This is a genomic window from Streptomyces sp. NPDC104307 (genome assembly GCF_055584045.1).
This window is the reverse complement of record NZ_JBVJMU010000004.1, coordinates 251,539-269,541: the sequence shown is the minus strand read 5'-3', so window position 1 is coordinate 269,541 and position 18,003 is coordinate 251,539. Positions and strand designations below refer to the sequence as shown.

Annotated in this window: 13 protein-coding genes; 4 read left to right on the top strand and 9 right to left on the bottom strand. The window is 70.7% G+C overall.

The window, feature by feature from the left end:
* Window positions 1–3: 3 nt before the first annotated feature.
* The 6 genes from ACZ601_RS14105 to ACZ601_RS14080 form a co-directional block, all read right to left on the bottom strand.
* Window positions 4–1,983: a heparinase II/III family protein gene (locus ACZ601_RS14105; RefSeq protein WP_469537059.1), complete on the bottom strand. Its 1,980-nt coding sequence runs from the start codon at window positions 1,981–1,983 to the stop codon at window positions 4–6.
* A gap of 3 nt (window positions 1,984–1,986) precedes the next feature.
* Window positions 1,987–3,774, bottom strand: a complete 1,788-nt coding sequence (locus ACZ601_RS14100) for a heparinase II/III domain-containing protein (protein WP_469537057.1) — start codon at window positions 3,772–3,774, stop codon at window positions 1,987–1,989.
* Entirely contained in the window at window positions 3,762–4,526 is a 765-nt protein-coding gene (locus ACZ601_RS14095) for an SDR family NAD(P)-dependent oxidoreductase (protein ID WP_469537054.1), read from the bottom strand. The genes ACZ601_RS14100 and ACZ601_RS14095 overlap by 13 nt, the downstream gene beginning before the upstream one ends.
* A gap of 44 nt (window positions 4,527–4,570) precedes the next feature.
* The gene (locus ACZ601_RS14090) at window positions 4,571–5,494 is read right to left on the bottom strand and encodes a carbohydrate ABC transporter permease (RefSeq protein ID WP_469537051.1); all 924 of its coding nucleotides are present in this window, start codon (window positions 5,492–5,494) and stop codon (window positions 4,571–4,573) included.
* Window positions 5,481–6,323 carry a carbohydrate ABC transporter permease gene (locus ACZ601_RS14085; protein WP_311307464.1) on the bottom strand — a complete coding sequence of 281 codons (843 nt, stop codon included), beginning with the start codon at window positions 6,321–6,323 and terminating at the stop codon, window positions 5,481–5,483. The genes ACZ601_RS14090 and ACZ601_RS14085 overlap by 14 nt, the downstream gene beginning before the upstream one ends.
* Before the next feature lie 138 nt (window positions 6,324–6,461).
* Entirely contained in the window at window positions 6,462–7,730 is a 1,269-nt protein-coding gene (locus ACZ601_RS14080) for an ABC transporter substrate-binding protein (RefSeq protein WP_469537048.1), read from the bottom strand.
* 225 nt (window positions 7,731–7,955) lie between these two features.
* Between ACZ601_RS14080 and ACZ601_RS14075 the strand changes: the two genes are divergently transcribed.
* Window positions 7,956–9,110, top strand: a complete 1,155-nt coding sequence (locus ACZ601_RS14075) for a LacI family DNA-binding transcriptional regulator (RefSeq protein ID WP_469537045.1) — start codon at window positions 7,956–7,958, stop codon at window positions 9,108–9,110.
* Window positions 9,111–9,175: 65 nt separating this feature from the next.
* Here ACZ601_RS14075 and ACZ601_RS14070 read toward each other — a convergent pair whose 3' ends face one another.
* Window positions 9,176–11,023: a serine hydrolase domain-containing protein gene (locus ACZ601_RS14070; protein WP_469537042.1), complete on the bottom strand. Its 1,848-nt coding sequence runs from the start codon at window positions 11,021–11,023 to the stop codon at window positions 9,176–9,178.
* Window positions 11,024–11,204: 181 nt separating this feature from the next.
* On the opposite strand from ACZ601_RS14070, the gene ACZ601_RS14065 reads away from it, so the two are divergent.
* The 3 genes from ACZ601_RS14065 (at window position 11,205) to ACZ601_RS14055 (ending at window position 15,515) form a co-directional block, all read left to right on the top strand.
* Window positions 11,205–12,314 (top strand): NAD(P)H-dependent flavin oxidoreductase, encoded by a 1,110-nt coding sequence (locus tag ACZ601_RS14065; protein ID WP_469537039.1) that lies wholly within the window; start codon window positions 11,205–11,207, stop codon window positions 12,312–12,314.
* Window positions 12,311–13,852 (top strand): acyl-CoA synthetase, encoded by a 1,542-nt coding sequence (locus ACZ601_RS14060; RefSeq protein ID WP_469537037.1) that lies wholly within the window; start codon window positions 12,311–12,313, stop codon window positions 13,850–13,852. The genes ACZ601_RS14065 and ACZ601_RS14060 overlap by 4 nt, the downstream gene beginning before the upstream one ends.
* Before the next feature lie 151 nt (window positions 13,853–14,003).
* Complete coding sequence (locus ACZ601_RS14055; protein ID WP_469537034.1) at window positions 14,004–15,515, top strand: acyl-CoA synthetase; 1,512 nt, start codon at window positions 14,004–14,006, stop codon at window positions 15,513–15,515.
* Between the two features lie 36 nt (window positions 15,516–15,551).
* Here ACZ601_RS14055 and ACZ601_RS14050 read toward each other — a convergent pair whose 3' ends face one another.
* Both ACZ601_RS14050 and paaK read right to left on the bottom strand, forming a co-directional pair.
* The gene (locus tag ACZ601_RS14050; protein WP_469537031.1) at window positions 15,552–16,340 is read right to left on the bottom strand and encodes an SAM-dependent methyltransferase; all 789 of its coding nucleotides are present in this window, start codon (window positions 16,338–16,340) and stop codon (window positions 15,552–15,554) included.
* Window positions 16,341–16,512: 172 nt separating this feature from the next.
* Window positions 16,513–17,808: a phenylacetate--CoA ligase PaaK gene (gene paaK, locus ACZ601_RS14045; protein WP_469537029.1), complete on the bottom strand. Its 1,296-nt coding sequence runs from the start codon at window positions 17,806–17,808 to the stop codon at window positions 16,513–16,515.
* Window positions 17,809–18,003: the final 195 nt, after the last annotated feature.

Here is an 18,003-nt window from a genome sequence, read left to right as displayed (position 1 = left end):
GGGTCAGCCGGCCTTTCCTGTGTACGGTTCCGGCACGTCGAGGACGACCTCGCCGTCCAGTTCGAGCCGGGTGGCCGCCACCACGTACGGGGCGCCGTCCGAGGTGAGCAGTACGGCCGCGGCGTCGGCGCTGACACCTTCGGTACGGATCCGGCGGGCGACGGGGGAGAGCAGCACGGTCTCCGTACCGAACATCACCCCGTGCCCCGCCGCACAGGGGACCTGTGCGGCGTCCGCCCCCGGCTGCGGGCCGATCGCCGTGAGGAACAGCCCCTCGGCGGACCTGGCGGTCGTCGAACGCAGCGTGTGCAGGGTCCGGGTGAGGCTCAGCTCCGGCGTGCTGGACGTCGGATTGGCCACCACCTCGGTGACCTCGCTGACGGTCCGGCCGTCGGCGGGCGCGAACTGCCGCACCCGTGCGGTGGCCTCACCCGACCGGATCAGCCGGCTGCCGTCGGGCCGGGGTTCCGTGGGCCCGTCGGTCTGGAGCAGGAACGTCCACTCACGTGCCGCGTCCGCCTCCGCGAGGTCCAGCAGCACCAGCCGGCCCGACGGGGTGAACACCAGCGTCCGGTCCAGCCTCCGCACCCCGAGCGCGGGGTCGTACATCGCGGCGATCTCCGCCGTCGCGTGCGCCCATCCGCAGTCGGGGGAGAGGAGCACATCGCGCTGCCTGGCCTGCCGTTCGAAGGGGATGTCGCGGTACACGTGGTACCGGTCCTCGTCCGCGTACCCCTGCCCGTCCACCAGCAGCAGATTGTGGTGCGCGGCCTTCTTACGGTTGCTGTAGCCCTCGTCCACCGCGAGGAACGCGCCCTGCGAGACCAGCACGAACGAGCCCGAATCGGGGTGGTGGTGGCCCTGGTTGAGGGTCTCCCAGCCCTTCTCCGCCCGGTGCTTCGCGGCCGTCTCCCAGGCCCGGTGGCCCCCGCCGGGGCTGGCCTTGAACGAGACCAGGGTGGCGTCGTCGTCCCAGCCGGTACGGGCGGCCAGCAGCCCCAGGTCAGGGAAGAACGCCCGGGTCTCGGTGGGCCTCGCGGCCGCCACGGACGGGTCGTACCAGAGGTATTCGAGGTAGGCCTCCGGCAGGATCCCCGGCCGCACACCGCTCTCGGCCGCCTCCTTCCACAGCAGCTCGCCCGAGGCCAGATCACCCATCCACTGGGCCTCCGGGATGCCGTACTGCGCGCCGAGGCGGTAGTACAGCGCGGCACTGTGGCCGCTGCGCCGGTCGTGGCAGTCACCGTGGTCGACGTTGAACGCGAAGCCGGGCGCGGTCTGGTGCAGCCGGTAGCGGAACGTGTGGGACATGAACCCGCCGCGGTCCCACCAGTCGACGCCCTCCGCCTCCTTCAGGAGGTCCAGGTGAATGGCGAGGAAGGGTACGCCGTAGCGCCAGTACACGACGCCCTCCGCGTGCGAGCCGTCCTCCGGCATCAGGTCGAGCACGGTCCCGAGATTGTCCTTGGCGCGCTCGGTCCACTCCTCCTTGCCGAGCACGTACCCGGCCGTCGCCAGCCCCGCGTAGCAGATCCAGTTGTGGTTCTGCCAGTACGAGGAGGACCACCAGCTGCCCTCGCTCGCCACCGCGTACTCGTACATCCGCCGCCCCTGGAGCAGCAGCTTGTACCGCAGCAGCGCCCGTACCCCGTCCGGCAGTTCGTCGCCGATCCACTTGTACGTGAGGGCCAGGTGGTGGAGCAGCCAGCCGGCGTCCAGATCGTGGTCCGGCATATGGGCCCTGCCCCAGTGGGGCAGCCGCACCGCGGCCTCGATCCAGCGCCTGCTCTCCGCCAGGTGGGCCGGATCGCCGCCCACCCGGTAGGCCAGCGCCGGGTTGGACGCCGCGGGGCCCAGCCAGGTGATGCTGGCCAGCGGGTGCGTACGGGGCGGGGTCAGCCCGCGGTGACGGGCAGCCTCCTCGAACAGCCGGGCCTCCTGTGCGGGGCGCGGTCCTGGCGGCGGGGTCGCCGAGAGCAACAAGGGTCAGTCCTCCGATCGGAACCGTGTGATGCCGCCGTCCGCGAGCCGGACCGTCAGCCCGTCCTCCGCCAGCGTCACGTCGGTGACGGCGGGCCCGGCGGACCCGGCCTGGTACACCGAGGCGAAGGTGACCCGGTCGGCGACGGCGGTGAAGTCGACTCGGGTCCGCACCCGCTGGGGGTCGTCGGCCGGGCCGGGGCCCGGGGTGCTCACCGGGCGCACCGGCACCCCGGCGAGGTGCGTGTGCCAGCCGTGCAGCGTCTCGTCGCCGTACCAGGTGGTGCGCACCGGCCCGGCCCCCTGCGACTGGACGTCCAGGGCGGTGCCGGGGCGCAGCTGCGCGGTGATGCGCCGGTCCTCCCCGGCGGTCACGGTCAGCAGGTCGACGAGGAAGCCCTCGCCCGCCACGATCCGCCGGACCGCTCGCACCCCCTCGTACGCGGTGGTCACCTCCGCGGTCACCGAACGTTCGTCCGAGTGCAGCAGCGTGCCCGTGCACTCGGCCTGCTCGCCGCCGTCCACCCGGAACGCCGGATGTGCCTCGGTCGACGCGTACAGATCACGGAACTCGGCGTGGGCGTAAGGGACCTGACCTGGGTCGGGCTGCCACGGAGTCGTATCGCCGTAGAGATAAAGAGACAGCTTGTCCCGGTGGCCGTGCGAACCGCCGTGCGGGCCGAAGTCCAGCAGCGCGTGGATGCCCGCGACCCGCAGCACCCCGTACCCCGCGGAGCCGAACACCGTCAGCGCACCGGGCGCGGCCCGCTCCGGCAGCGGCGGGCCGGCGAACCAGCCGCCCAGCTCCCGGTCGAGACCGTCGTCCGCGTCACCGAGCTCGCCGCGAGCCCGCCCGGCCACCGCCTCCAGTGCGGCGGACGGCACCAACTGCTGTGCCAGCGAGACCATTTCGAGCCACTCAAGGGCCAGCGGACCGCGCAGGTACGGGCCGTCGTGCAGCGCCGGAAGAATGCCGCCCGGTGTGGCGATCGTCGCCAGCACGTCCGTCATCCCGGCCAGCACACCCACCACATCGGCCGGGAGGGCCGCCGGATCGGTCCCGCGCAGCGCGAGCAGCGCCGACCGCAGTACGAACCCGTGGTAGTAGGTGCTGCCCTCCCACTCCCAGCCGTCCTCCGCGACCGCGACCCGCAGATGCGCGTACAGGCCGTGCTCGCCCTCCAGCCACTCCTTGCCGCCGTCCCACTCCTGCCCGCGCGCCGCGGCGGCGCCGCGACCGGCGGCCACCCCCGCGGCATTGAGCCACGCGGTGTAGTTCGAGGCGAGCTGCCCCTTTCCGGTCAGCACGTTCCGGGCGTCCAGGGCCGCCCGCTCCAACGCCGCTAGCAGCGGCAGTACTTCGGCCAGATCAGCCGTGCCGTGCTCGGCCAGCGTGCTGACCGCGTGGCCGATGTTCACCGCCCAGATCGCGTCCGTCAGCGCCTGGTGGAAGAGCCGGCCGCGCAGCATCCAGCCCTGCGCCTCGCCGTGCCGCGAGGTGGCCAGCTCCTCGTACAGACCCGCGTACTCGACGAGCCGGGCCACCGCCTCCTCGCGCTCGCCGCGGTGGGCGAGCACCCGCAGGTGCCGCGCCCACGCCTGGTGCGACAGCACCAGCCAGGCCCCGCGCACCGCCTCGTCGTCCACCCGGCAGCCGTACGCGCAGCGCGCGCCGCCCTCGGGGAACACCCCGCAGAGCACATCGCCGTGATCCAGCTCCACCCCGTGCGCCGGGCACACGTACGCGTGCCACCAGCCGCCCCGCTCCCGGGCGATCCCCCTCAACGCGGCCACACGCCACCGTCGATGTCCACCGTGGTGGCGGTCAGGAAGCCGGACGCGGGCGACGCCAGGTGGACGACGGCGGAACCGACGTCCTGCGGAGTGCCGGCCCGGCCCACCGGGATGCCCGCCTCCATCGCCTGCTGCGCCTGGGGCGCGGTGAACGTGTCGTGGAAGGCGGTGCCCTTGATGAAGCCGGGGGCCACGGCGTTCACCGTGATGCCGGTGCCGCCGAGCTCCTTGGCCAGGCCCTTGGTGAAGCCGACGACCCCGGCCTTGGCCGCGGCGTAGGCGACCGAGCCGGGGCCGCCGCCGTTGTGCGCGGCCAGCGACGCCATGGTGATGACGCGCCCGGCTGACGACTTCGTCAGATGCGGCAGAGCGGCCCGCACGGTGCGGAACGTCGAGGTCAGATTGGTGGAGATGACCTGCTCGAAGTGGTCGTCGGACATCTCGGCGATCTTCGCCCGGCCGACCAGATGGCCCGCGTTGCAGACCAGGACGTCCAGACCGCCGAGGAACCCGGTCGCCTCCTCGACGAAGCGGTCCACCTCTGACGTCACCGTCACATCGGCCTGGAACGCCTTGGCCCGGCGGCCCAGCGCCTCGATCTCGGAGACCGTCTTCGCGGCCTCCTCCGCGGAGGAGTGGTAGTGGACGGCGACATCGGCGCCGGCCTCCGCGAGGGCGACGGCGATGGCACGGCCGATGCCGTGGCCCGCTCCGGTCACCAGCGCGCGGGAACCTTGGAGATCAGCAGACATGGGGGGAAACCTTTCGATATCCGGTCACTCAGGACCGGGACCGGTCACTTGAGACCGGCGGTTGCGAAGCCCTGCACGAAATAGCGCTGGCCGATGAGGAAGAGAACGACCATGGGCAGGGTGGCGAGCGTGGTGCCCGCCATCAGGAAGTGCCACTGGGTGCCGTTCTCGGTCTTGAAGACGGAGAGCCCGACCTGGATCACCCGGAGGCTGTCCGAATGGGTCACCAGCAACGGCCACAGGAAGTTGTTCCAGGAGGACTCGAAGGTCAGCAGCGCCACGGTGATGAAGGCCGGCTTGACCTGCGGGGACATGATCCTGGAGTAGATCCGGAACTCCCCGAGCCCGTCGAGCCGGGCGGCCTCCTCCAGCTCCACAGGAAGGTCCAGGTAGAACTGCCGGAAGAGGAAGACGGCGAACGGGGTGACCGCGCCGGGCACGATGAGGGCCCACCAGGAGTCCAGCCAGCCGCTGCCGCCCTGGCCGAAGAGGTCGTTGCCACCGGCCAGCGGCATGAAACGGACGATCAGGAACTCCGGCAGCACCTTGGTGTACGTCGGGATCATCAGCGCCGCGATGAACAGGTAGAAGATGACCTCGCTGCCCCGGAACCTGATCCGGGCCAGTGAGTACCCCGCCATCGACGCCACCAGGACGTTGATGAGGGTGTGGCTGAACGCGATGATGAAGCTGTTACGGGCGTACGTGGCGAAGGGCGCGGCCTTGAGCGCGTCGACGTAGTTGCCGAACTCCCAGTGCTCCGGCAGCAGTCCGGTGTCCTGCGACGCGATCTCCACGGGTGTCTTGAGGGAGGTCAGCACCATCCAGACGAACGGCACCACCATCAGCAGCGAGACGACGCAGAGCGTCAGGAAGAGAGCGATCCGGCCGGCGGAGCGGCGGTTGCCCTTGGTGGCGGTCCGGGGCGGACGCGGGGCCCCGGACTTGAGCGGCTCAGCTGTGGCCACGGGTGCCTCCCATGATCCGCCGGTTGACCAGGGTGAAGCCCATCAGCAGGACGAACAGCACCAGGGACTGGGCGCAGGCGTAGCCGACGCGGAACTCCCGGAAGGCGGACTTGTAGATCTCATACGTCATCATCGTGGTGCTGTTGGCCGGTCCGCCGTCGGTCAGGATGTAGATCTGGTCGAAGGACTGGAACGCGTTGATCATCGAGGTGATGAGCACGAAGAACGTCGCCGGCTTCAGCAGCGGCAGGGTGATCGAGAAGAACTGCCGGACCTTCGAGGCGCCGTCCACGGAGGCCGCTTCGTACAGCTCCTTCGGCAGGGACTGCAGCGCGGCCAAGTAGATGAGCATCTTCATGCCGATGCCCTGCCAGATGCCGACCAGGATCACGGACGGCATCGCCCATGAGGTCGAGGAGAGCCAGGCCGGGCCCTGGATTCCGACGAACGACAGCAGGGTGTTGAACAGCCCGTTGCCCGGGTTGTAGATCCACAGCCAGACCAGGGCGATGGCCACCGTGGCGGTGACCTGGGGCAGGAAGATCGCGGTGCGGAAGACACCCCGCGCCTTCAGCCCCGTGTGCAGGGCGAGCGCCATCAGCAGCCCCAGCGCCATGCCGAACGGCACCGTGAAGAAGGTGTAGATGACGGTGTTCACGATGGACTTGCGGAACACCGCGTCGTCCAGCATGTCCCGGAAGTTGTCGAACCCCACGAACTGCGGCGGCGTCAGCACGTCGTACTTGGTGAAGGCCAGGACGACCGAGGCGACGACCGGCAGCCCGATCCAGAGGGAGGCGTGCAGCAGGGCGGGTGCCACCATGAACATGCCGGCCCGTTGCCTGCGACGCCCGGGGCCCGTCGGGGTCCTGCGCGACCGCCGGGTCGCCGGTGCGCTGTGCTCAGTCGGGGAAGGCGGCCGCGCGGGCCGTGCCTTCAGTACGGATACAGCTCCCACAGTGACGCCTCACATCCGGCCGATGGCGGCCTCGGCCAGCCGGCCGAGTTCCGCGATGGCGTCCTTCGCGGACTGTCCGCCCACGATCGCGGGCTCAAGGGTCGGCTTGATCTTCTCGCGGATCTCCATCCACGCGGCCGTGCCGCCCTCCGAGCGCGCGGCGCTCATGTTCCGCAGCGACAGATCGACGAACTTGTTCTCCTTCACATAGCCGGATTCGTTGAGGTCCTTGAGCCCCGGCACGGAACCGCGCTGCTTGGCCGCGCCCAGGATCGACTCCGGGGTGGAGAGGTACTCGACCAGCGCACGGGCCGCCGCGGGGTGCTTGGAACGCGCCGACTGGGAGACCAGCGTGCCGCCCTGGAGCATCGCCGGCCTGCGGTTGGCGAGGACGAAGCAGCCGAGCGTGTCGTTCTTCAGGAGGTCCGGCGACTGCTCACGGCACTGTTCCCACAGGGCGCTGGTCGTCATCATCATCGACGCCTTGCCGGTCTGGACGTTCGACGGTGCGCCGGCGTCCGTCTTCTTCGTGTAGTCCGCGGAACCGTCCTTCGACAGGTCCTTGAAGAACTGCAACGCCTCGACGCCCCGGCTGTCGGTGAACAGCACCTTCTTGCCGTCCTCGCTGAACAGCTGGCCGCCGTTGGCGAAGAGGAAGGTCTCCCAGCACTGCCGCAGATCGATGGAGAACGGGTCGAAACCGATCCGGCCGCCCTTCGTCAGCTGCTTGGCGATGGCCCGCAGCTCCGCCCAGTTGGCCGGTGTCTTCTTGATCCCGGCCTCGGCGAAGTGGTCCTTGCGGTAGACGACGATGCGGGTGTCCAGCACCACCGGCAGCGCGTACAGCTTGCCGTCGTAGCGGGACGGCTCCAGCACCCGCTTCTCGTAGTCGTGCGCGGTGGCGAACTTCTCGGGCAGCGGGGCTATCGCCTTCTTGGCCGCGAACGGCGGGATCCAGCCGACGCCCATCATCAGCACGTCGGGCAGCAGGCCGCCCGCGAGTCCCGTGGTGATCTTCTCGTTGAGCTGCGCGTACGTGGTGTAGTCCACGTTCACCTTGACGTCCGGATACTTCTTCCGGAAGCCGCCGAGGATCTGCTTCTCCAACAGCGTCTTGCCGTCGGCGCCCTCGTAGATCGGGGTGAGCAGCGTGATCTCGCCCTCGGCGGGACCGTCGGCGGAGCCGGCGGCGGAGGAGCCGGTGCCGCAGCCGGAGAGTGCGGCCGCGGCGGTACCGGCGCCGATGGCAGCGAGCAGCGACCGTCGTTTGAGTTCCATGGACACCCCTTTTGAGGTGGAGGCAGTGGATCGATCCAGCGATGGCAACCCGGCCATGGCTGGGAAGCGCTGGTAAATCGATGCACTGAGACTAGGAACGCCCTGAGAGGCGCGTCAACAGCTGATGCACAACAATTTTCAGGGACGTTAACAGGTGTACCGGTGAAGAGAGTTCAGTAAATCGGTACACTAGTCTGGCTGAACGCGTTCCGAACCGGAGGTGGCATGAGCGGGGTAACGATCCATCAGGTCGCGGAGGCCGCGGGTGTATCCGCGAGCACCGTGTCGAACGTCCTCAACGGGCGTACGGACCGTATGCAGGCGGCCACCCTGGCCCGCGTGGAGCAGGTCATCGAGCAGCTCAGCTACCGGCCCAACCGTGCGGCGCGGATGCTGCGCACCGGCCGGATCAAGGTCATCGGCCTGATCGTGCCGTCCGTCGCCAACCCCTTCTGGGGGTCGCTCGCCCGCGAGCTGGAGGCCATCGCGCTGGCCGACGGCTACCACGTACTGCTCTGCAACAGCGAGCGCGACCCGGCCCGAGAGCTCAAGTACAGCGAGGAACTGCTGGCCGACGGGGTGAGCGGCGTGGTGCTCTGCTCCTCGCTGCCCTCGCTCGACCACGTCGCGCCGCTGCTCGGGCGCGGCCTGAAGATGGTCGCGTTCGACCGCACCGCCCAGGCGGGCGACCCTCCCTCGCTGTCCTCCATCAGCGTCGACAACGCGATGGGCGCGGAGCTGGCCACCCGCCACCTGCTTGAGCTGGGGCACCGCAGGCTGGCGTTCGTCTCCGGCTCGGTCAACAGTGTCAACCGGCGCGAGCGGCTGCGCGGATTCCGGGCCGCCCTGGAGTCGGCCGGCCTCGACCCCGCCGACGCGATCGTCTGGCCCGGCGCAGACACCGCCGAGTTCGGTGACAAGGACGCCGCCGAACTGGGCCGCAACGCCGCCCGCGAACTCCTCGGCCGGCCGCGACCGCCCACCGCGTTCGTCGCCATCAACGACATGTGCGCGATCGGGATCTGCCGGGGCGCGAAGGACGCCGGGCGCAGCGCCGGACAGGACGTCTCCGTGGTCGGGTTCGACGACATCCTGCTCGCCGACCTCTTCGAGCCGCCGCTCACCACGGTCCGCCAGCCGCTGCCGGAGATGGCCGCCGAGACGTTTCAGCAGCTGCGTGCACGCATCGAATCGGCACCGGTGGCGGGGCGTTCGCTCCTGATCAGGCCGAGGCTCGTCGTACGGAAGTCGACCGCGCAGGCACCCGCGGCGGCGGCGGCGGTGCCGGCGAGCCGGGCCCGCATCGGTGAGCCGACGGCCCCGACGACGGCCCAGACGGCGGCCCAGACGGCGGCTCCGGCGGCAGGGGCGCGCGGCTGACCTGACGCGCGGACGCCCCCGCCGGCCGCGGCCCGGACCCGGTGCGGGCCGCCGGACCCACCGGATCAGTTCGCCGAGGGGGCCCAGCCGTTCGCCTCGATGCGGTGGGCGTCGCCCGCCCGGCCCTCGTCGAAGACCGTGCGGCCGCCGTCCTCGACCCGGATCGCGTCGACGTAGACCCCGCGGCCGACGTACAACTGGTCCGTGGCGTACCGCCACCTCAGCCGCAGCTCGCTGCCGTGCCAGGCCGACAGGTCCGCGTCCAGCCGGTGCCAGACCCGGCCCGACCAGCCGGAGACGGAGCCGGCCGGATGGGGTTCCGGCCGGGGCCGCCGGTCCCGCGCCGCAACGGTGCTGAAGGGCACCGGCTGCCAGCTCGTCCCGGCGTCGGAGGAGCCCTCCAGGAACAGGAAGTCGGAATCCGGCTCGGTGTCCCACCACAGGGCGCAGCTCAGCCGGGCGCGCGAAGAGGTGAGGGCCAGCGGCGGGAGCGCCAGGGTGGCCGATGACGCACTGGCCAGGCCGGAGAACCAGGCCGTACGGCCCCGGGCGGGCGGGACCGCGACGGCGCGCGCCATCTGGTTGGCGGTGGCGACGCGTGGCGCGCTGCCGGAGCGCCAGCCGCGCACCGGGTGGACCGAGTTGCCGAGGACGATCAGGAACGAGTCGGTCGTCGGGTCCAGGACCAGGCTGGTGCCGGTGAACCCGGTGTGGCCCGCGGTGCGCGGGGTGGCCATCGCGCCCATGTACCAGTGCTGGTAGAGCTCGAAGCCGAGGCCGTGCGCGTCGCCCGGGAACGCCGTGTTGAAGTCGGTGAACAGCAGGTCCACCGAGTGGGCGGAGAGGATCCTCGCGCGCCCGTAGACCCCGCCGTTGAGGAGTGTGCGGGCGAGGACCGCCAGGTCCCAGGCGCAGGAGAAGACGCCGGCGTGACCGGCGACGCCGTCGAGGCTGTACGCGTTCTCGTCGTGCACCTCGCCCCAGACGAGTCCTCGGTCGAGTCCGGACCACGGCGGCCGCTCGTCCTCGGTCGCGGCGATCTTCGGCCGCCAGGAGGCGGGCGGGTTGTAACGGGTGCGGTGCATCCCGAGCGGAGCGGTGATCTGTTCGCGGAGCAGGACGTCCTCGGTGCGGCCGGTGATCTTCTCCAGCACCAGCTGGAGCGAGATCAGATTGAGGTCGGAGTAGAGGTACACCGTGCCCGGCGGGCTCGCCGGCACCTCGTTCCAGATCAGCGCCAGCTTCCCCTCCCGGGTCGGCGCCGAGTAGAGCGGAATCCAGGCGCGGAAGCCCGAGGTGTGGGTGAGCAGCTGGCGGATCGTGATGTCCTGCTTGCCGCCGCCGGCGAAGTCGGGGAGGTACGAGGCGACCGTCGCCTCCAGCTCCAGCGTGCCCCGTTCGATCTGCTGCACGGCCAGGATCGAGGTGAACAGCTTCGAGACCGACGCAAGGTCGAAGACCGTGTCCTCGGCCATGGCGATCTGCTGCTCCGGCGGGAACTCCACCCCGGTGTCGGTCTTCTCGTCGTACGCCGCATAGCGCACCGCCTTGCCGATCGGCCGGTGCAGCGCGACCGTCCCGCCCCGCCCGGCCAGCAGCACCGCACCCGCGTACCAGGGGTGTTCGGGGGAGTTGCCGAGATATCTCTCGGCCTCGGTGACGAGCTGGTCCAGCGGCTCCTGGAGCAGCCCGGCCCGCGCGGCCGAGCCGCGCCGCAGCGTCGGCCGGTGCTGCCCGGACGGCGATCCCGCCGCGGTTCCTGCGCGCATGTCCGACGCCCCCGCCTCCGGCTCCGTGGCAGACGCCCGCTCCGCGAACGGAATCGGCGCCAGGGCGAGTGCTCCGCCCAGGGCCAGCATCCCACCGCCCAGCCTCCGCCGGCTGATGCCCCCGCCCGCCGTGTCCTCGGCCATCCGGAACCCCTTCCCTGCGTGAAAGTAACTTTCGAAATCTCTTCCGAGACTGAAACTTCCTGCCGGACCAGAGAGTACTCACACCCTCCGCCGCCCCACAGGTCTCCGGGGCCACAAAGAATCTGACACTGCATCAGAAAATCTCTTCCTTCGGCTGTCCGACTGCGGCATCCTGCCGCCCATGGAGACGGAGCTGAGCAAGAAACTGGGGATCGAGCACGCCATCTTCGGCTTCACGCCGTTCCCCGCGGTGGCCGCGGCCATCACCCGGGCCGGCGGATTCGGTGTGCTCGGAGCGGTCCGCTACACCGCCCCCGACGACCTCGCACGCGACCTCGACTGGATGGCGGAACACACCGACGGCAAGCCCTACGGCCTCGACGTCGTGATGCCCGCGAAGAAGGTGGAGGGTGTCAGTGAGGCCGATGTCGAGGCGATGATCCCGGCCGGGCACCGGCAGTTCGTCCAGGACACCCTCACCAAGCACGGCGTCCCCGAACTCGCCGAGGGCGAGGCCTCCGGCTGGCGCATCACCGGCTGGATGGAGGAGGTCGCCCGCAACCAGCTCGACGTCGCGTTCGGCTACCCCATCAAGCTGCTCGCCAACGCACTGGGCTCGCCGCCCGCCGACGTCATCGCCCGCGCCCACGAGCAGGACGTGCTCGTCGCCGCCCTCGCCGGCAGCGCCCGGCACGCCCGGCACCACGCGGAGGCCGGCATCGACGTCGTCGTCGCGCAGGGCTACGAAGCGGGCGGCCACACCGGGGAGATCGCCTCCATGGTCCTCGTCCCGGACGTCGTCGACGCGGTGGGTCCGCTCCCCGTCCTCGCCGCCGGAGGCATCGGCAGCGGCGAACAGATCGCCGCCGGGCTGGCCCTCGGCGCCCAGGGCGTCTGGCTCGGCTCCCTCTGGCTCACCACGGAGGAGGCCGACATGCACTCGCGCGCCCTGACCGCCAAACTCCTCGCCGCGGGCTCCGGCGACACCGTCCGCTCCCGCGCCCTCACCGGAAAACCCGCGCGCCAGCTGCGTACCGAATGGACCGACGCCTGGGACGACCCGGCGGGCCCCGGCCCGCTGCCCATGCCGCTCCAGGGGCTTCTGGTGGCCGAGGCCGTCTCTCGCATCCAGAAGTACGAGACGGGAGCGCTGCTCGGCACCCCCGTCGGCCAGATCGTCGGCCGGATGAACACCGAGCGCGGCGTGCAGGCCGTCTTCGACGACCTCACCCGGGGGTTCGAACGCGCCGTGGACCGGATCAACCGCATAGCCGGACGGAGCACCTCATGAACCAGCCGCCCAACGGCTTCTGGGCCCAGGCCACCGCAGAGCCCGACCGCACGATCCTGATCGCACCCGACGCAGAGAACTGGACGGCCGGCCGGCTGCACGCCGACGCCAACCGGATGGTCCACGGGCTGCGCGCCGCAGGACTGGAGGAGGGCGACTCCTTCGCCGTCGTGCTGCCCAACGGCGTCGAGTTCCTCACCGCCTACCTCGCCGCCTCGCAGTCCGGCTTCTACCTCGTCCCGGTCAACCACCACCTGATGGGCCCCGAGATCGCCTGGATCGTCTCCGACTCCGGCGCCAAGGTGCTCATCGCCCACGAACGCTTCACCGACGCCGCGACCGCCGCCGCGGACGAGGCGAAACTCCCGACGAGCCACCGCTACGGCGTCGGCGAGGTGGACGGCTTCCGCCCGTACGCCGAACTGCTGGAGAACCGGCCGGTATCGCCCCCCGAGGGACGCACCCTCGGCTGGGTCATGAACTACACCTCCGGCACCACGGGACGGCCGCGCGGCATCCGGCGCCCGCTGCCCGGAAAGCTTCCCGAGAAGACGTACCTCGGCGGCTTCCTCGGGATCTTCGGCATCAAACCGTTCGACGGCAACGTCCATCTGGTCTGCTCACCGCTCTACCACACGGCGGTGCTCCAGTTCGCGGGAGCCGCCCTGCACATCGGCCACCCGCTGGTCCTGATGGACAAGTGGTCGCCCGAGGAGATGCTGCGGGCGATGGACACCCACCGCTGCACCCACACGCACATGGTCCCCACCCAGTTCCACCGCCTCCTCGCCCTCCCCGATGAGGTGAAGCGGGGTTACGACGTCACGGCGATGCGCCACGCCATCCACGGGGCGGCCCCCTGCCCCGACCACGTCAAACGGGCCATGATCGACTGGTGGGGCAGTTGCGTCGAGGAGTACTACGCGGCCAGCGAGGGCGGCGGCGCCTTCGCCACCGCGGAGGACTGGCTGCGGAAACCGGGCACGGTCGGCCGGGCCTGGCCGATCAGCGAACTCGCGGTCTTCGACGACGAGGGCAACCGCCTCGCACCCGGCGAGCTCGGCACCGTCTACATGAAGATGAGCACCGGCGGATTCAGCTACCACAAGGACGAGGGCAAGACGCGGAAGAACCGCATCGGGGACTTCTTCACGGTGGGCGACCTCGGCATCCTCGACGAGGACGGCTATCTCTTCCTCCGCGACCGCAAGATCGACATGATCATTTCGGGCGGGGTCAACATCTACCCCGCCGAGATCGAGAGCGAACTGCTCACCCATCCCGCCGTCGCGGACGCCGCGGTCTTCGGCATCCCGCACGCCGACTGGGGCGAGGAGGTCAGAGCGGTCGTCGAAGCCGCCGAGGGGTACGCGGAGGGTGACGCGCTCGCCGCCGAGATCCTCGGCCACTGCGCCGAGCGGCTCGCCGGGTACAAACGCCCCAAGACCCTCGGCTTCATCACGACGATGCCCCGCGACCCCAACGGCAAGCTGTACAAACGGCGTCTGCGCGAGCCGTACTGGGAGGGGCGCACCTGACGCGGCGGCCGGGGCACGACCACCGCGCGGGCCCCGGCCGTGGTCGCGCCGCCCCCCCACCACCCCCGAAACGTGCCCGCCCGGCGCCTTTGACATCCCGAGCGGTATCCGGACCCTTGACCACCGGGCCCGGCCCGCACAGGATCACGCCATGACAGGTGTACGAAGCAGCACAGTCGACGGCGTCCTGACCCGCAGCGCACGGCGCACCCCTGGCCGCACCGCCCTGCGGTACGCCGACCGGACCTGGACCTACCGGGAACTGGAGGAGGCCGTCAGTACCGCGGCCGCCGTCCTGATCGACGGCCACGACGGCCACGGGCTGCACCCGGGGGACCGGGTGGCCTCCTACGCCCACAACTCCGACGCGTACCTGATCGGCTTCCTCGCCTGCGCCCGCGCCGGACTCGTCCACGTGCCCGTCAACCAGAACCTCACGGGCGAGGACCTGGCGTACATCCTGAGCCAGTCCGGCAGCTCCCTGGTCCTCACGGACCCGGACCTGGCCGGCCGGGTCCCGGACGGCTACCCCGTACGCGCACTGCGCGACGCCCCGGACTCCCTGCTCGCGGAACTGGCCACGCCGCGCGCTTTCACGCCGGACCACGAACCGGGCGCGGACGACCTGGTCCAGCTGCTCTACACCTCGGGGACCACCGCGCTCCCCAAGGGCGCGATGATGACGCACGGCGCCCTCGTCCACGAGTACGTCAGCGCCGTCACCGCCCTCGACCTCCGGGCCGGCGACCGGCCCGTGCATGCCCTGCCTCTCTACCACTCCGCGCAGATGCACGTGTTCCTGCTGCCCTACCTCGCGGTCGGGGCCGTGAACACGGTCCTGGACGCACCGGACGCCGGCCGGATCTTCGATCTCGTCGAGTCCGGACACGCCGACAGCGTCTTCGCCCCGCCCACCGTCTGGATCGGCCTCGCCAACCACCCGGAATTCGGACGGCGCGATCTCGGCGGGCTGCGCAAGGCGTACTACGGAGCTTCGATCATGCCCGTACCGGTACTGGAACGGCTCCGCGACCGGCTGCCCGGACTGGCCTTCTACAACTGCTTCGGGCAGAGCGAGATCGGCCCGCTCGCCACCGTCCTTGGACCCGACGAGCACGAGGGGAGGATGGACTCCTGCGGCCGGCCCGTCCTCTTCGTCGAGGCCAAGGTGGTCGACGAGGACGGCGCGGACGTCCCCGACGGCACGGCCGGCGAAGTGGTGTTCCGCTCACCGCAGCTGTGCAGCGGCTACTGGGACAAGCCGCAGGAGAGCGCCGAGGCGTTCCGCGAGGGCTGGTTCCACTCCGGCGACCTCGCCGTACGCGACGCGGAGGGCTACTTCACCGTCGTCGACCGGGTGAAGGACGTCATCAACTCCGGCGGCGTCCTCGTCGCCTCCCGCCAGGTCGAGGACGCCCTCTACACCCACCCCGCAGTCGCCGAGGCGGCCGTCGTCGGACTGCCCGACGAGCGCTGGATCGAGGCCGTCACCGCCGTCGTCGTGCTGCGGGACGAGGCGACGGAGGCCGAACTGATCGACCACGCCCGCGAGCGGCTCGCCCACTTCAAGGCCCCCAAGAAGGTCCTCTTCGTGGACGGACTCCCGCGCAACGCCAGCGGCAAGATCCTCAAGCGGGAGCTGCGCGAACGCTTCGGCGCATAGGGCCCGTCCGGCGGATCATGGCCGGGGGCGCGGGGTTCACGCCACGCGGGCGACCCCGGCGTAGAAGCTCTCGGTCGCCCCGGTGCTCTCCGGGAGCGGCGTGTCCTGACGCCAGCGGGGAGCCGTGGTCAGACCGGGCTCGACGAGGTCGAGCCCGTCGAAGAACCGGGCGACCTCCGAGCGCGTCCGCGGCCGCAGGCTGATGCCGCTCGACCTGTACTCGTCGGTCTTGTCCTGCTCTGCGGAGAGGAAGTCCTTGGTGAAGTGCGAAAGCACCAGGCAGCTGCCGGAGGGCAGCGCGTCCAGGAGGGTGCGGGTGATGCCGTAGGGATCGTCCTCGTCGGGAACGAAGTGCATGAGGGCGACCAGGGACAGCGCGACGGGCCGGCCGAAGTCCAGCAGGCCCCGGGCGTGGTCCAGGATCCTTCCCGGCTCACGCACATCGGCGTCGAGGTAGTGGGTGGCGCCCTCGGGGGTACTGACGAGCAGCGCCTCGGCGTGGCGCAGGACGATCGGATCGTTGTCCGTGTAGACGACCCGGGCCGCCGGGTTGATCTCCTGCGCTACCTGGTGGAGGTTCGGCCGGGTCGGAATGCCCGTGCCGATGTCGAGGAACTGGTCGACGCCCGCGTGCGCGGCCCAGGCCACCGCCCGGTGCATGAAGGCGCGGTTCTGCGCAACGGCGGCCTTCGCCACGGCCGGCATCTGCTCCCCGAGTTCCTGGTCCACGGGGTAGTTGTCCTTGCCGCCCAGCAGATAGTCGTAGACACGCGCCGGGTGCGGCCTGCTGGTGTCGATGGGCGAGCCGGCCGTGCCAGACGTCATGGAGAGCTCCAGAGTGCTTCGGTGCGCAGCCGGTGCGCGTGCGCGGAACTGGACGGGACAGGCGGGAGGGGGAGCGCGGCCACGCCGCGGACCTTCACCGCATCGACGTATCCTGTCACAGCAACCAGGCAGACATCGTGGTGAGTTGAGCCGAAATGGCAGATGGGCGACGTCAACTGCCCGGCTTGTCCCGCTCGTCGACGATCCGCCTGAACTTGCCGACCGACCTCTCCAGCGTCTCCGGATCGAGGATCTCCACCCCGACCGAGACCCCGATCCCGTCCTTGACGGCCGCCGCGACCGACACGGCGGCGGCCGCGCGCTGCTCGGGCGTCGCCCCGGCCCTGGCCTCCGCGCGTACCGTCAGCACGTCCAGCCGGCCCTCGCGGGTCAGCCGCAGTTGGAAGTGCGGTGAGACCGCCGGGGTACGGAGCACGATCTCCTCGATCTGCGTCGGGAAGAGGTTCACCCCGCGCAGGATCACCAGGTCGTCACTGCGCCCGGTCACCTTCTCCATGCGCCGGAAGACCCGTGCCGTCCCCGGCAGCAGCCGGGTCAGGTCCCGGGTCCGGTAACGGATCACCGGCATGGCCTCCTTGGTGAGCGAGGTGAACACCAGCTCGCCCTCCGCCCCCTCGGGCAGCACCTCGCCGGTGAACGGGTCGACCACCTCCGGATAGAAGTGGTCCTCCCAGATGTGCAGCCCGTCCTTCGTCTCCACGCACTCCTGGGCGACACCCGGCCCCATCACCTCGGACAGCCCGTAGATGTCGACGGCGTCGATCGCGAACCGCTCCTCGATCTCGCGCCGCATCTCCTGCGTCCACGGCTCCGCCCCGAAGATCCCCACTTTCAGGGAGGTCGCCCGCGGATCGACGCCCTGGCGCTCGAACTCGTCCAGGAGCGTCAGCATGTACGAGGGCGTCACCATGATGATCTCGGGCCGGAAGTCCTGGATCAGCTGGACCTGCCGGGCCGTCATGCCGCCGGACGCGGGAATGACCGTGCAGCCGAGCCGCTCCGCCCCGTAGTGCGCGCCGAGTCCGCCGGTGAACAGCCCGTATCCGTAAGCGATATGGACCTTCTGCCCCGGGCGGCCGCCCGCTGCCCGGATCGAACGGGCGACCACGTCCGCCCAGGTGTCCAGATCCCCCTGGGTGTAGCCGACGACGGTCGGGCGGCCGGTCGTGCCGCTGGAGGCGTGGATCCGGCGCACCCGCTCCTCGGGCACCGCGAACATCCCGAACGGATAGTTGTCCCGCAGATCGGCTTTGGTGGTGAAGGGGAACCTGGCGAGATCGGCGAGCGAGCGGCAGTCGTCGGGGTGCAGCCCCGCGCGGTCGAACGCGTCCCTGTAGTGGCCGACGTGGGTGTACGCGTGCAGCAGTGTCGCCCGCAGCCGTTCGAGCTGGAGCGCCCGCAGCTCCTCGCGGTCCATTCGTTCCGCCGCGTCCAGCAGAGCCGTCATGCGGATCTCCCTCTTCCGTGCGCATCGTGCAGACGACCGATCATTCGGTCGCTCCTCCCGGGAGCAGTAATTCAGGATCTTCGGCCCGCTGGCAAGAGGTGGGACCGGACGCATGTCGCGCGACCGTCCCCGACGCGGCCGGCCCGCCGCGGATACGCTCGTACCGAACAGAGCCGCATCACCCGGTCGGCCCTG